Origin of the sequence: Comamonas testosteroni (assembly GCF_014076415.1) — a bacterium.
Lineage (GTDB): Bacteria > Pseudomonadota > Gammaproteobacteria > Burkholderiales > Burkholderiaceae_C > Comamonas > Comamonas testosteroni_F.
Map to the genome: position 1 here is coordinate 3993534 of NZ_CP043568.1, position 13670 is coordinate 4007203.

Annotated in this window: 14 protein-coding genes and 1 pseudogene; 2 read left to right on the top strand and 13 right to left on the bottom strand. The window is 61.5% G+C overall.

The window, feature by feature from the left end:
- Window positions 1-391: 391 nt before the first annotated feature.
- Window positions 392-1162, bottom strand: coding sequence for an AraC family transcriptional regulator (locus F0P97_RS18380; protein WP_182283426.1), 771 nt, complete (start codon window positions 1160-1162; stop codon window positions 392-394).
- A gap of 20 nt (window positions 1163-1182) precedes the next feature.
- Between F0P97_RS18380 and F0P97_RS18385 the strand changes: the two genes are divergently transcribed.
- A complete protein-coding gene (locus F0P97_RS18385; RefSeq protein ID WP_182283427.1) occupies window positions 1183-2091 on the top strand; it encodes a sulfite exporter TauE/SafE family protein in 909 nt (302 codons plus the stop codon).
- A 237-nt stretch (window positions 2092-2328) separates the two neighbouring features.
- Here the strand turns inward: F0P97_RS18385 and fabF are convergent, their stop codons facing one another.
- Entirely contained in the window at window positions 2329-3600 is a 1272-nt protein-coding gene (fabF, locus tag F0P97_RS18390; protein ID WP_182283428.1) for a beta-ketoacyl-ACP synthase II, read from the bottom strand.
- Window positions 3601-3697: 97 nt separating this feature from the next.
- Here fabF and F0P97_RS18395 point away from each other — a divergent pair, with 97 nt between their 5' ends.
- A complete protein-coding gene (locus F0P97_RS18395; protein ID WP_182283429.1) occupies window positions 3698-4279 on the top strand; it encodes a TetR/AcrR family transcriptional regulator in 582 nt (193 codons plus the stop codon).
- Window positions 4280-4501: 222 nt separating this feature from the next.
- On the opposite strand, the gene F0P97_RS18400 is transcribed toward F0P97_RS18395, so the two are convergent.
- The 11 genes and pseudogenes from F0P97_RS18400 to dmpE all read right to left on the bottom strand — a co-directional run bounded on the left by F0P97_RS18400 (window position 4502) and on the right by dmpE (window position 13528).
- Window positions 4502-4810, bottom strand: a complete 309-nt coding sequence (locus F0P97_RS18400; protein ID WP_232537988.1) for a hypothetical protein — start codon at window positions 4808-4810, stop codon at window positions 4502-4504.
- An 85-nt stretch (window positions 4811-4895) separates the two neighbouring features.
- Window positions 4896-6121: pseudogene (locus F0P97_RS18405) on the bottom strand (IS3 family transposase).
- A gap of 457 nt (window positions 6122-6578) precedes the next feature.
- Complete coding sequence (locus F0P97_RS18410; RefSeq protein ID WP_182283430.1) at window positions 6579-6989, bottom strand: VOC family protein; 411 nt, start codon at window positions 6987-6989, stop codon at window positions 6579-6581.
- A gap of 580 nt (window positions 6990-7569) precedes the next feature.
- Window positions 7570-7761 carry a 2-hydroxymuconate tautomerase AphI gene (aphI, locus tag F0P97_RS18415; protein WP_182283431.1) on the bottom strand — a complete coding sequence of 64 codons (192 nt, stop codon included), beginning with the start codon at window positions 7759-7761 and terminating at the stop codon, window positions 7570-7572.
- A 185-nt stretch (window positions 7762-7946) separates the two neighbouring features.
- On the bottom strand, window positions 7947-8927 hold the full coding sequence (locus F0P97_RS18420; RefSeq protein WP_182283432.1) for a tripartite tricarboxylate transporter substrate binding protein: 981 nt from the start codon (window positions 8925-8927) through the stop codon (window positions 7947-7949).
- A 207-nt stretch (window positions 8928-9134) separates the two neighbouring features.
- The gene (dmpH, locus tag F0P97_RS18425; RefSeq protein WP_182283433.1) at window positions 9135-9926 is read right to left on the bottom strand and encodes a 2-oxo-3-hexenedioate decarboxylase; all 792 of its coding nucleotides are present in this window, start codon (window positions 9924-9926) and stop codon (window positions 9135-9137) included.
- Window positions 9927-9991: 65 nt separating this feature from the next.
- Window positions 9992-10117, bottom strand: a complete 126-nt coding sequence (locus F0P97_RS27845; protein WP_256494151.1) for a hypothetical protein — start codon at window positions 10115-10117, stop codon at window positions 9992-9994.
- 14 nt (window positions 10118-10131) lie between these two features.
- Window positions 10132-10395, bottom strand: a complete 264-nt coding sequence (locus F0P97_RS18430) for a hypothetical protein (RefSeq protein WP_182283434.1) — start codon at window positions 10393-10395, stop codon at window positions 10132-10134.
- A 225-nt stretch (window positions 10396-10620) separates the two neighbouring features.
- Window positions 10621-11658 carry a 4-hydroxy-2-oxovalerate aldolase AphG gene (gene aphG, locus F0P97_RS18435; protein ID WP_182283435.1) on the bottom strand — a complete coding sequence of 346 codons (1038 nt, stop codon included), beginning with the start codon at window positions 11656-11658 and terminating at the stop codon, window positions 10621-10623.
- A gap of 12 nt (window positions 11659-11670) precedes the next feature.
- Window positions 11671-12594, bottom strand: a complete 924-nt coding sequence (gene aphF, locus F0P97_RS18440; RefSeq protein ID WP_182283436.1) for an acetaldehyde dehydrogenase AphF — start codon at window positions 12592-12594, stop codon at window positions 11671-11673.
- A gap of 151 nt (window positions 12595-12745) precedes the next feature.
- On the bottom strand, window positions 12746-13528 hold the full coding sequence (dmpE, locus tag F0P97_RS18445; protein ID WP_182283437.1) for a 2-oxopent-4-enoate hydratase: 783 nt from the start codon (window positions 13526-13528) through the stop codon (window positions 12746-12748).
- Window positions 13529-13670: the final 142 nt, after the last annotated feature.

Here is a 13670-nt window from a genome sequence, read left to right on the forward strand (position 1 = left end):
GAAACCTGCGGTGGCGGCTGCTAGTGGCCGATCACTGCCAACCGACAGAGACTCGGAGCTAGGCTGGTGTCGCTTCAACTGCTTCCCAAGGTGCCAATGTCAGCAGCCGCTCTGCCCCTTTATTTACCCAGCCTGCCACTGGTCGCTACACAACTTTCAGCCTCTGCGCACCACACGTTGGTATTGCGTGGACGATCAAAGAAAAGACCGTTGCATGCCTCGATCCAAACAGAGCACATCCACGCTGGAGGCGTGTACAGAGCGCAGCGGCTTGATGGCTGTGCCTCCAAAGAAGAGCAAAGTACGAAGTTGGACTGATCTGAAAAACCGGCTCCTGAAGGCAGACGTTCACTAGTCGGTAGTGAATGAACTACGTGGCCATCAACGCAGATTACCGCTCTGTCGCCATAAAGTTTGACGGCTTACTCCCGAGCCTCTTGCGAAACATCGTGGAGAAGGCACCCGGACTGTCATAGCCCAGTTGAAGCGCCACTGATGTCACCGAATCACCGGTCCCCAGTTTGGACATTGCAAAAAGAAGACACACCTGGCTTCTCCACTCTGAAAACGATATTCCGGTTTGCGAGCGAAAGAACCGGCTGAAGGTGCGTTCACTCTGGTGCAGCTGCTGCGCCCAGGCCAGTGGCGACAAGCGCACGTCGGGCTGGTGAAGGAAAGCAATGCATAGCGTCGCCAGCCGTTCATCTCGCGGTAGCGGCGCAAAGAACGGCAGTGCTTCAGCGCGGCCGACCTCCAACAGCAAAAGCGACATCAGCACGCCATCGCGACCGCACTCGTCATACAGCGCCGGCAAGTCGATGGCTTCGACAAGCAGTTGCCGTAGCAGCGGGGACACGGCCAGCACCTCGCAATGCGATTGGCTCCGTGGTACCTCGTCAGGCTCAATGTACAGGCTTCGAGTGTTGACTCCCACCATCTTCACCTTGTGCGGCTTGCCTGCTGGAATCCACACGCCACAGTGGGGAGGGATCACCCAGGCGCCATCGTCAGTACCGACCTCCATCAATCCGGTCGCACCATAGAGGAACTGTGCTCGGCGGTGGCTGTGAGTATCCAGAACGGTGCCAGGCGCGTAGTCGGTGCCAATGGCCACAACGGCGCGAGGCGTGGCATCGAGGGAGTTCAGTGATTGATTGCGCACAGCGAGACTGCAAGAAGCGAATGGCCGAAATGCAAATATTGTTGACCAAACATCGAAAGCGCGCCACTCCAGTGCCATCTACTGTGACGACTCCTGCATCAATGGAGTTTTCCGTGTCCTTGTATTTGTTGTTGGCGGTCTGTGGATGTGTGACGGGCGTCACTACCGTTCTCTTTGGTTTTGGTGGCGGATTCGTGGTGGTTCCACTGCTGTACCGCTTGTTGTCTACATCGAATGCCCCAGACAGCGCAGTGGGGCAGTCGGCCATGCAGATTGCCGTTGCAACATCCACCTGCGTGATGGTCTTTGGTGCGCTTCTGGCAACTTGGCGTCACCAACGCGCAGGAACAGTGGATTGGACGAATGTCAGGCCTTTGCTGGGACCGATTGGCGCGGGGGCCGCACTTGGCGCACTTGCGGCAACCGTTGTCCAAAGCGAATGGCTGCGTTGGGTCTTTGCGGCCTATATGGTGCTGACCATTCTGGACTGCTGGTTGAGACCTGGGTTTCTTGCTCAGCCCGCAGCAAAGCAGCACCGCCCTGGGCCGCTGGCGAATGCACTGTCCGGCCTGGTGATCGGGTGGGTTGCTGCATTGCTGGGGGTCGGCGGCAGCGTGATGACCGTTCCCCTGATGCGCCGCCGTGGAATCGAAATGACACGAGCTACCGCCATGGCGAATCCGCTATCACTGCCGGTCGCACTGGCAGGAACAGGGACTTACATCGTCCTGTCCACTCAATCTCCGTTACCTCTTGGCGAGTGGCACCTCGGCTATATCGACATACGAGCTGCTGCTGTGCTCGTGGCCGCTTCCTGGATTGGTATCCGTGCAGCATCGCTTTGGATCGGGCGCATTCCAGATCGAGTTCACGCGAAGGTCTATTTGGGACTGTTGATCGCAGTTCTTTTGGCTATGGTGACAACATGACCGTGATCTACTCTGCCTTCATCCCGAACGTCGGCTTGTGAACGAAAGCTCTATTTCGCCAGAGCCTCTGAAGCAGTCTTAAGACGACTTGCTACGTGCATCGAACGTCTGCTGACGCAGGCTTCTATAGAACCCGCACTACCGGCCATTGGCATTCGTTCGGGTGAGAAGCCTGCAGAATCTACCAAGAGCCGCATGTGCGATATGGCCTGATGAGGCCTCTGATAAAGGTATGGCTCAGGCGATAAATCGCTTCAGGATCAACGACGCATTTACACCGCCGAAACCAAATCCGTTGAGCATGGCGTGCTCTATTGCATGAGCACGCGCACTCCCGGCGATCAGGTCCAGGCCGTCCGCCAAAGGGTCTGGCTGCTCCAGGTTGAGCACGGGTGGCGCGATCTGGTCGCGCAGGGCCAATACTGTGAAGATCGCAGCAGCTCCGCCTGCAGCTCCCAGCATGTGACCCACGGCTGATTTGGTAGCCGTGATGGAGGGGCCGGAGCCTGCTCCAAACACTTGACGAATGGCTGCCAGCTCTCCCCGGTCACCCACGGGAGTGGAGGTTGCGTGAGCATTCAGGTGTTGAACATCACGAGCGTGCAACTGTGCCTGTCGCAACGCGGCGCGCATCGATCGCGCTGCGCCTGATCCATCCTCGGGACCTGAGGTGACATGGTATGCATCGGCAGAGGTGCCATAGCCCACGACCTCGGCCAGTGGCCTGGCGCCGCGCGCCAATGCATGATCCAGTGCCTCCAGCACCAGCAGGCCAGCACCTTCGGCCATGACAAAACCGTCCCGTGCCTGATCGAAAGGTCGGGAAGCCTTCGCGGGATCGCCGCCGCAGAAAGTGGTCACTGCTTTTGCCGCAGCAAAGCTGCCGAGCGCAACTCGGTCAATCGTGGCTTCGCTGCCACCGCAGAGCGCCATGTCCGCTTCGTCATTGCGAATCAGACGCGCCGCATCGCCAATGGCCTGTATGCTGGCAGCACAAGCCGTCACCGGAGCACCCAGCGGGCCCTTGAGCTGGTGCCTGATCGACACCTGTCCCGAAGCCAGATTGGCCAGGAAGGCAGGTACGGTGAAAGGCGACAAGCGCTGCGGCCCTTTGCCATCCGTGGTTCGCACCGCTTCAACAATGGTGCTGAAACCGCCCACGCCGGAGCCGATGACCGTTGCCGCGCGCTCCTGTTGCTCGACGCCTGGATGAGCCCATTGCGCGTGTGCCAGAGCCTGGTCTGCCGCCCCCAATGCAAACGCGATGAAGCGATCCATGCGGCGTAGCTCCTTGGCCGAGATCACGGCTTCGGGGCTCCACCCGGCTTGCGGATCTTCCTCCAGGCCAGGCACCCGTCCGGCGATGGAGACGCCTGTGCCTTCACCCACTGCGGCGCTCAAGGCGCGTACCCCGGACTGGCCGGCCAGCAGGCGTTGCCAGGCCAGCTCTACATTGCACCCTAGAGGAGAGACCAAGCCCAAACCGGTGATGACTACCCGACGACCCATGCTGCACCTTCCGCTATTGAACCCAGGATCTGAGCCCAATTTTATTGATGATGATCGCAATCATAAATGAGTTTTGATGATGAGTATCATCTAACGTATGAAAGTGAGCAAAGCACAGGCCGCCGAGAACCGCGAAGGAATCGTGGATGCCGCTGCGCGCCTTTATCGAGAAAAGGGCCTGGATGGCGTGGGCGTGGCAGAGATCACACGCGATGCGGGCTTGACACATGGCGGGCTGTACCGGCACTTCGAGTCCAAGGATGCTCTCGCACGCGAGGCCTGCCTGCGTGCATTTGAGTGGACCATCACGCCGCTAGACGGATTGGAGTCCCCGGAGGTGGATGGCGCGCCTGCAACCAGACTCCGCGCGCTGGTGCATGGCTATCTTTCTGCGACGCATCGCGATCACCCCGGAGAAGGCTGCCCCGCTGCGGCATTGGCAGCAGATGCAGCAAGAGCGGGGCCTGAGATGTCTGAGGTTTTTGCCCAGGGAGTGGAACGCAATATCCAGCGCTTTATGAGCGTGCTCCAAGGCGATGATGCAGCCAAACGTACCCAGACTATCGTGACCCTCAGCAGCATGGTTGGTGCCTTGGTTCTCGCGCGTGCCACGGCAGCAGGCAACCCTGCGCTTTCTGAAGAAATATTGGCAACCTTGCGGGAGCAGTTAGCCCCGTAGCCGCCCGAATTAGGCATGCGCTCGCACATCTGATGCGCATCTCAATTTTAAGCGTGGCGGCTGTCACGGTCTGGCCCGGGGCGCACTGGATATCCAGACCGTTGAAGCACCAGCGCAGGTCGCTGTGCACCGCGTCAACACTGCCTCCCTGCGAGCGGGCTGACTGGCGCCAGTACGGCGTCCAGGGCTACAGCGGACAGCGGCTTGTGCAACCGCTGTCATTCAGAGAGCGCCGTATTCGCTCAACTTCTTGCTGAGCCTGAAGGTCCACAGTCGCTGCGCACGATCGTTGACGTCATTGGTGGTGAAGCGCGGGCTCGCCGCGCCCTTGGCGCACTTGCCATCGTTCACGATCTTGCCGTCGGCATCCACCATGCATTTGGTGACGTCCGAGCCTTCGATCTCCTTGCCGCTTGCGTCCAGCACGGCCAGCGAGACACCGAAGTCGGTGTCGTTGGTCAGCGCCAACGTGTAGTCATCGACCAGTGCCAAACCCTCGGCCTTCTCGGCCACCCAGCCGGTGGCGTTCAAGTTGAAGAGCCGGGTCTTCTTGAGCGCCACTACCTTGGAATAGTGATCTTGCCCCCGTAGTTCCGGACACCGTCCTGTCGCTAAGCTAGCCCTGATGGGAGGGGTGATTCTGCCGTCGTCGGAACTCCCTGGGCGACATCATCTTCAAACTCGAATGCGGGTGGATTTCGTTGAAGTGCTCGAACACACCCGGCAATTGCGCCAGCACCGTCGGCGCGTCACGCAGGTATGTAGTCGCGCTTGAAGGTGTTGACGAAGCTCTCGGCCATGCCGTTGCTCTGCGGGCTACACACGGGCGTGTTGATCGGCTTCAGGCCCAGCGATCTAGCAATGCCACGCGTCTCGTGCGCGATGTAGGCGCTGTCGTTGTCGGTGAGCAACTCCAATTCACGCTCCAGGGGCACGGCTTCAGCCGTGCCAAAGCGCCGCTCCACGGCTTCCACCAGCATGTCGCGCACAGGCTCTCCCGCAAGTCCCTTGCCCTCCCAAGCTCGCCAGGCCAGGATCTCCCGGTCGCAGCAGTCCTTGGCGAAGGTGGCTGTGACCGTCTCGCCCGAATCGCACTTGATCTCAAAGCCGTCAGAGCACCAGCGCATGTTGCTCATCGGCACACTGACCTGGCCATTGTGAATACGGCTCGAACGCCGTCGCTTGGGCGCCTTGGGCAACAGCAGTCGATGCTGCGCCATGACCCGGTAGATGCGCTTGTGGTTCAGCACCTGTTGACCTTGCGAACGTCGCTCTCGATTGAGCAGCGCACCGGCGCGGCGATAGCCATAGCTGGGCAACTCGGCAATGTGGCGCCTCAGGTCAGCCAGCAAGAGCTCATCCTGGACCGGAGTGCGGCCTCTGCGGCTGTCCTGCCAGTGGGCAGAGCCGTGATGTCGCACATGCAGATTCGAGCGCGCCACGCTCAGCACCGAGCAGACCGACTTCATCGGTCGTCCCCAGGCAACAAGGGCGAGCGCGCAATCCACTTTTTTGCTGCGGCAAGCTCCACGGCTTCCTTGAGGATCTGGTTCTCCAAGGGCTTTTGCCCAGCACACGTTGCAGCTTGGCGATCTCGGCGCGAGCTGCGGCCAGCTCCGAAGCCGGCACAACCGCTTCGCCGGCGCTCACGACCACCAGTGCGCCTTCGCGATCCAATCGCCGCCAAGTGCTCGCCGACACGCCCTCCTGGCGGGCCACGAGCGAGACGCTCATGCCCGGTTCATACGATTTGCGAACCAAGGCAGCCTTCTCGGCAGCCGACCAGCGCCGCCTGCGCTGGTCTCGGGTGATGACCTCAATCGTCTCTGTATGCCTAGTCATACGCACAGTCCTATGCCTATCTCGAAGATAAGCGATGGACCGTGTCCGGAGATTCAGGGGGCTATCTCACGCCAGGGCGATCATCGTTAACGATATATCCAAAAGCGCTCAAGAGTACCTGTCAACGAAGGTGGTTGACTGTTCCAGGTTCGATTCGATATTGCTGACGTATTCACGTCAACTGAAGCGATGAAGCGGGCACCCGTCGTTGCAGGCAGTGAAAGTGGGTGCTTGTAAAAAGCTGCGCTCGGAGGTCCGCTACTGGCCGATAGCGTGAGCACACGGATATGCCAGGAAGTGGACACCCCGGCATGCGATCCCCGCCGGAGAGGTCAGGCTGTCAGCGGAGTCCACAGACTGGCGCTACCGGCCTGAGCAGGCGGCCTGCATCATGCATTGCTGCGCAGGCAAGCCAGAAAACGTCCATAAGCAAGCATTGCCAATGGTCGAGGTTGCGTCAGCCTTGAGGCATCTGGCTCATGTCCATGAACATGATTTCCCAAATGTGGCCGTCTACGTCCTCGAAGCTGCGGCCATACATGAAGCCGTGGTCTTGCAAAGGGTTCACGTCCGCCTTGCCTCCATGAGCGGAAACGGCCTCAATCATGCTGTCAACGGCCGCGCGGTCGTCGGCGCTCAGGCACAACATAACTTCGCTGGCAGCATGGGCGTCGACGATAGGCTTTTGGGTGAACGTGGCCCACTTCGGATGGGTGAGCAGCATCACGTAGATGCTGTCGGAGACGACCATGCAGGCGGCTGTGTTGTCGCTGAACTGCGGGTTGTTGACGGCGCCGATTGCTTCATAGAAGGACTTGGCCTTCGGCAGGTCAGCGACGGGCAGGTTGACGAAGATCTTCTTGGACATTGGAGACTTTCAAGGTCTGTGTTGAGAGGGAATCTTCAGGCGTTGGCGAGCGACGTCAACAGTTCGTCTAGGAGCAGCGTGCTGGATGTGAGGCCGTCTTCCTGCCCAGGTAACCACAGCTTCCCTGTTTCGGCGCGAGTGGTTATTGATACATCGTATCCAGCTGCACCAGCGTCAGCCAACCGCGTTAGCTGTCGTTCAGGTCGCAGAGTCGCCAGTGTTCCAAGGCAGCTATCGCCCCGTTGCAGCCGCTCAAGCCTCGTTGATCTACGACTGCTGTACAGCGATTGCCGCTGTTCCTGGCCCTATCGCGACCTATCGGCCACCGTTCCATAACGGCCATCCTAACATTGACACCGACAGCTACGCGGCGTTGTTCAGGCGCTGCCATACAGGCGGATTGCCATAGTGCCTTCTGCTGTTCCAGGCCGAAGAATGCACCATGACTTCCCAGGACCGTACATCCAAGTGATCCTATTGAAGCGGAAATAGGAGGCTTTGAATCATCTACAGACTCTGGTCGATCTAAGCTGAAGAATTTAAGACCGAGGTAATCAAGAGAGGTTGAGCCTCCGCCCCGTCAGCGTCCCAGCTCTTTGGCACTGACGCCGGCAATGCCCCAGTTCTCCTTGGGCACATCGTGTATCCAGACCCGCACATTGGCGGCGGGAGCGCCAACGGCCTCGACCAGGGCCTGGGTAACCTTTTCAATCACCGCCTTTTTCTGTTCCTCGCTGCGACCTTCCAGCATGTAGATTTGTGCGAATGGCATCTGGCACCTTTTTTTCCATCAGTTATCGATTGCGCTGAGCTTGGTGGGCAGCCCCTCATCCAAAAGGATGAGGTAGCAAAGCTCAGGCCCGGGGCACAGCACCCAAAACCTCCCTGGCCCACCAGGGGGACGTAGCCCCACCCCCAAAGAGACAGGAGGAGGCCGCGCAGGAGTTCAGGGGGTACTTACGCTTTAATCCCCAACTTGCGAATCAAGTCTCCCCAGCGCTTGTTCTCGGCACGGATGAAGTCGGCGAACTGCTGCGGCGTGGTGACGCGCAGATTGCCCGAGATGTTGTCAAAGGCCTGCTGTACCTCGCCCGTCTTGGCACCGAGCTCCCAAGCCTGGTGCAGCTTGGTGATCACGGCCTGGGGCGTGGCGGCCGGCGCGACCAGGCCGAACCAGGTCTCGACCTCGAAGCCGGGGTAACCCGACTCGGCCACCGTGGGCACATCAGGCAAGGCCTTGGAACGCTGGGGCGAGGTCACGGCAATGACCCGCAGCTTGCCAGCCTTGATGTGCTGCAAGGTCGTGGCCAGCGAGCTTTCCATGCTCATCATTACCGTGCCCGACAGCAGATCGGGCACGATCTGGCTCGAGCCCTTGTAGGGCACATTGGTCAGTTGGATGCCGGCCACGGACTGCAGCAACTCGGCCGCCAGGTGGTTGCTGGTGCCAATGCCAGAGGTCGCGTAATTCACCTTGCCGGGATTGGCCTTGGCATAGGCCACCATGCCCTTGAGGTCGGAGAACGGCGCCCCCGGGTTGATCACCAGCGCGCAAGGCGTGGTGCCGACCAGGGAGATGGGACGCAAGTCCTTCTCCACATCAAAGGGCACGCTGTTGTACAGGTGGGGAGCAATGGCCAGACTGCTGATGGCTGTGAGCCCTATGGTGTAGCCATCGGTTGCGGCCTTGGCCACGGCGTCCGTGCCGATATTGCCGCCGGCCCCTGCCTTGTTCTCCACCACAAAGGGCTGGCCCAGCTTGTCGGACATGGCCTTGGCAGCCGCGCGGCCCATGACGTCCGTGGGGCCACCCGCCGGAAACGGCACGATCATGCGCACCGGGCGCGTGGGATAGCCGGCCTGCGCCAGGGCGCGCCCGGGCAGGCCCATGGCCATGGCAGCCATGGCGACCGCTGTCATCAACTCTCTTCTTTGCATTGCTTGTCTCCGTTGTCGTTCTGAAAAAACTTGAGGGTGCGCATCGTTTGGAGGCGCCAAGACAGCTCTGACTCAAATCCCAAACCCCTCAAAGCCTGGTGCTTGGCCTTTAAAACTGACGCGGCTAAGGCCTGGGAGGCCGAGCAAGGGCCGGCCCGTAGCGAGGACAGCGCCCCCCGAAGAAAGAGGGGGAAGGTGCGAAGCGACTTAGGGGGCGAACTGAATCGAGGTGCTGCCCATCCCCTGCACGCGCAAACACACATGGTCGCCAGCGGCCACGGCCACGGCCTCGGTGGCGCCGCCCGACAGAATCAGGCTGCCCGCCGGAATTTCCTGGCCACGCCGGCCCAGGTGGTTGGCCAGCATGGCGATGGCCGCAGCCGGGTGGCCCAGCACCGCCGCACCAGCCCCCATGGCCACGGGCTGACCGTTTTTCTCCAGCACCAGGCCTACTGTGCGCAGGTCCACGGCGTCGGGGCGCAAGGGCTGGCCGCCGACCACAAAGCGCGCGGCCGACGTGTTGTCGGCCACCACGCTCTTGAGGTCGAACTTGAAGTCGCGGTAGCGGCTGTCAATGACCTCGATGCCGGGCATCACAAAGTCGGTGGCGGCCAGCACAGCGCCGATATGGCAGCCAGGCCCTTTGAGCGCATGCTTGAGCACAAAGGCGATCTCGGGCTCCACCTTGGGGTGGATAAGCTCCGAGGTCTTGACCGTGCCGCCATCAGGCACGCTGAAGTAGTCCACCAGAAAGCCGAACACCGGGTCGGTGACGCCCATTTGCTTCATCTTGGCGTGCGAGGTCAGCCCGGCCTTGAGGCCCACCACGCGCGCGCCGCGCGCCAGCTTGCGAGCCAGGATGGCGGCCTGAATGGCGTAGGCATCGTCCCAGTCCATATCGGGATGGGCGTCGGTGATCTTCAAGGTATCGTGGGCCTGCAACTCGCAGGTCTCCAGATGCTCGGCAAGTTGTTCAATGGTTGCGGGGTTAAGTGCCATGTGGTGCTCCGAATATTGAAAATGAATGGACGGGCAAGGCCTGCTCAGGTCTGATCCTGTGTGAGCTAGGCCGTGACGGGAGTGAAGGGCGAGTGCGTGTTGTCCACGACTTCCAGCTCCCTGCAGCCCTGTGCGTTATTCAGCCATTGACCGCCCACGGCGGGTGTGGAGCAGACGTTGCGGCTGGGCATGCGGCCTGAGAAGCTCAGCGGCCCGACCACGATCCTGGCCTTGACGCGGCCTGCACGGCCAGATCGACCATGGCATGGGAAAAGCGCATCGTCTGCACCCTGGGCTTGCCGGTGCGCGTCTCCTGCTCGCGCGCCGCCTGGGCCGAACTCGCGCTGGTATAGCCCGAGCTGAAAGGCCAGGCCGGCGACCACCAGACTTCGTTGGTCAGTGCAAGACACGGCTGACCTATCTGGCCCACGGTGTCCGCAAATGCAAAGGCCTTGGCCAGGGAGAGCATGCGTAGCTGGTAGCCGACCTAGCGCGCGGCCGCGTGAAATGCGATCACCATGGGCGGCTGCAGGGCGCCCGTGACCATGGATACGGCATCGCGCAAAGGCCGCCAGCGCCCCGGTGTTGGGCGAGATGATGGCAATGCGCAGCGCGCTGCCATCATCGGCCGCAGAGGCCCGGGGGGACTGTGCCAGACCCCAGGCCGCCGATGCCTTGAGCAGCGCACGGCGCTTCATGCTGCGACCTTGATCCCGCGCGCACGCGCCATGGTCAGCGCCGTGTCTTCGATCATGTCTTCCTGGCCGCCGACCATGCCGCGCCGGCCCAGTTCGACCAGCAGATCACGAGCCGGAATGCCGTACTTCTTCTCGGCCCGCTTGGCGAACAGCAAAAAGCTGCCGTACACACCCGCATAGCCCAGGGTCAGCGCGTCGCGGTCAACGCGAATGGGGAAGTCCATCAGCGGCACGACCAGGTCTTCGGCCACATCCTGGATCTTCCAGACATCGACGCCGGTCTCAATTCCCATGCGCTCGCACACGGCCACCAGCACTTCCATGGGGGTGTTGCCCGCACCAGCGCCCAGGCCTGCGGCCGCCGCATCAATGCGGTTGGCGCCTGCTTCCACGGCAGCGATGGAATTCGCCACGCCCATGGCCAGATTGTGGTGGCCGTGAAAGCCCAGCTCAGTCTCGGGCTTGAGCGCAGCGCGCACGGCGGCAATGCGTTCCTTGACCTGGTCGGGCAGCAGATAGCCTGCCGAGTCGGTCACATAGACGCAGTTGGCGCCATAGCCTTCCATCAGCTTGGCCTGCTTGACCAGACCTTCGGCGCTGTTCATATGCGCCATCATCAAAAAGCCCACGGTGTCCATGCCCAGCTTGCGTGCGGCGGTGATGTGCTGCTCGCTCACATCGGCCTCGGTGCAATGCGTGGCTACGCGGATGGTAGACACGCCCAGTTCATGTGCCATCTGCAGGTGCTCCACGGTACCTATGCCGGGCAGCAGCAGGGCCGAGACCTTGGCCTGCTTCATCAGCGGGATCACGGTGGACAGGTATTCCTCGTCGCTGTGCGCGGGAAAGCCGTAGTTCACCGAGGCTCCGCCCAGGCCGTCGCCGTGGGTGACCTCGATCAGCGGCACGCCGGCCCCATCCAGGCCCTGCGCCACGCTCTTCATCTGCTCCAGCGTCATCAGATGGCGCTTGGGGTGCATGCCGTCACGCAGCGTCATGTCGTGAACGGTGATCTTCTTGCCTTTGAGTTCCATGTTGCCTCTCCTTCAGGCGGCTAAGGGGGCCATGGGTGCGAGCGTGAGCTTGCCGGCCAGCATTTGTTCGGCGAACATCTCGGCTGTGCGCGCGGCGGCGGCGGTCATGATGTCCAGATTGCCCGCGTACTTGGGCAGGTAGTCGCCCAGGCCTTCGACCTCGAGGAAGACGGAGACGCGCTTGCCGTCAAACACCGGGCCGTTGACCAGGCGGTAGCCGGGCACGTATTTCTGCACCTCGGCCAGCATCTGGTGGATGGAGACGGTGATGGCGGCCTGGTCGGGCTCGTCCTCGGTCAGGCAGTGCACGGTGTCGCGCATCATCAAAGGGGGTTCGGCCGGGTTGATGACGATGATTGCCTTGCCTTTTTTGGCACCGCCTACCTTCTCCACCGCACCTGCCGTGGTGCGCGTGAATTCGTCAATGTTCTTGCGCGTGCCCGGTCCCACGGACTTGGAGGACACGGTGGCCACGATTTCGCCATAGGCGACGGCCTGCACGCGGCTCACCGCCGCTACCATGGGGATGGTGGCCTGCCCCCCGCAGGTAACCATATTCACATTCATGGCGCCGCTGCCCAGGTGCTGTATCAGGTTGACCGGGGGCACGCAGAAAGGGCCTATGGCCGCCGGCGTGAGGTCAATCATCAGCGCCCCCTGTTCGTTGACCTTGCGCGAGTTCTCGGCATGCACATAGGCGCTGGTGGCGTCGAACACGATTTGCACGCCATCGGCGTGCATATGCGGCAGCAGTCCATCCACGCCCTCAGCCGTAGTCTTGATGCCCATTTCACGCGCCCGCTTCAAGCCATCGGAATCGGGGTCTATGCCCACCATCCACACCGGCTCCAGCACGGGGCTGCGCTGCAGCTTGGCCAAGAGGTCGGTGCCGATATTGCCCGGTCCTATTAGCGCACATTTGATTTTTTGACTCATCACTGTTGTCTCCAAATAAATTTGCTATTCACATCGCCGCTCACATGCCACGCAACTGGCGCGGCCCAAGTCAGGGACAGCGAGCAAGGGCCGCCCCGCCGCAAGGCTGTCGTCCCCCTCGGGGGGAAGGCGCGAAGCGACTCAGGGGGGGTCATATGAACCTTACGGAACAACCGCCGATGCCACCGATGGAAACGCACAAGTTGTCCCCGGCCTTGACCGGCACCATGGCGGCCAGCGAGCCGGAGAGCACGACTTCTCCGGCCTCCAGCGCAATGCCGTAAGCGCCCAGGGTGTTGGCCAGCCAGGCCACGGCATTGGCCGGATGGCCCAGGGCCGCGCTGCCCGCGCCCGTGGCCACGATCTCGCCGTTTTTCTCCAGCACCATGCCGCAGGTACCCAGGTCCACATCGCGCGGGTCGACCAGGCGATCGCCCAGCACAAAAACGCCGCAGCTGGCGTTGTCGGCCACGGTGTCCTGGATCTTGATCTTCCAGTCGCGGATGCGGGAGTCGACGATCTCGAAACAGGCCATCACCCCCTCGGTGGCGGCCAGCACATCGGCTGCCGTCACGCCCGGACCCTGGAGCGTTTTCTTGAGCAAAAAGGCGATCTCGCCCTCGGCCTTGGGCTGTATCAGGCTGCTCGCCAAGACAGCCTCACCTTGGTTGAAGACCATGCCATCGGTGAGCCAACCAAAGTCGGGCTGGAACACGCCCAGCATGTCCATCACGGCCTTGGAGGTCACGCCTATCTTCTTCCCAACCACGCGCTCACCCGCCTCCAGGCGACGCGCCAGCATGCGCTGCTGTATGGCGTAGGCATCATCGACGGTGATGTCGGGATGGCGGTTGCTCAAAGGCTCGACCACCCTGCATTCACGCAGGGCCGCATACAGCTCATCGCCCAGGGAGTGTTGCAGTTCAGTGTTCATAGGAATGGCTCACGAAAAGATAAGAAGACAAAGTGGCGCTGCATTTGAACTGGCACGCCTCAACTCAGGGACACCGCGCAAGGGCCGCCCCGCCGCGCCGGTGTCGTCCCCCTCCGGCGCGTAGCGCCAGAGAGGGGGAAGG

Coding starts and splice junctions, on each gene's coding strand:
- fabF (WP_182283428.1), bottom strand. CDS start 3,600: ATGGGTCGTCGGGTAGTCATCACCGGTTTGGGCTTGGTCTCTCCTCTA.
- aphF (WP_182283436.1), bottom strand. CDS start 12,594: ATGAGTCAAAAAATCAAATGTGCGCTAATAGGACCGGGCAATATCGGC.
- aphG (WP_182283435.1), bottom strand. CDS start 11,658: ATGGAACTCAAAGGCAAGAAGATCACCGTTCACGACATGACGCTGCGT.
- F0P97_RS18430 (WP_182283434.1), bottom strand. CDS start 10,395: ATGCTCTCCCTGGCCAAGGCCTTTGCATTTGCGGACACCGTGGGCCAG.
- aphI (WP_182283431.1), bottom strand. CDS start 7,761: ATGCCATTCGCACAAATCTACATGCTGGAAGGTCGCAGCGAGGAACAG.
- F0P97_RS27845 (WP_256494151.1), bottom strand. CDS start 10,117: ATGCCCAGCCGCAACGTCTGCTCCACACCCGCCGTGGGCGGTCAATGG.
- F0P97_RS18420 (WP_182283432.1), bottom strand. CDS start 8,927: ATGCAAAGAAGAGAGTTGATGACAGCGGTCGCCATGGCTGCCATGGCC.
- dmpH (WP_182283433.1), bottom strand. CDS start 9,926: ATGGCACTTAACCCCGCAACCATTGAACAACTTGCCGAGCATCTGGAG.
- F0P97_RS18385 (WP_182283427.1), top strand. CDS start 1,183: ATGGCCGAAATGCAAATATTGTTGACCAAACATCGAAAGCGCGCCACT.
- F0P97_RS18410 (WP_182283430.1), bottom strand. CDS start 6,989: ATGTCCAAGAAGATCTTCGTCAACCTGCCCGTCGCTGACCTGCCGAAG.
- F0P97_RS18395 (WP_182283429.1), top strand. CDS start 3,698: ATGAAAGTGAGCAAAGCACAGGCCGCCGAGAACCGCGAAGGAATCGTG.
- dmpE (WP_182283437.1), bottom strand. CDS start 13,528: ATGAACACTGAACTGCAACACTCCCTGGGCGATGAGCTGTATGCGGCC.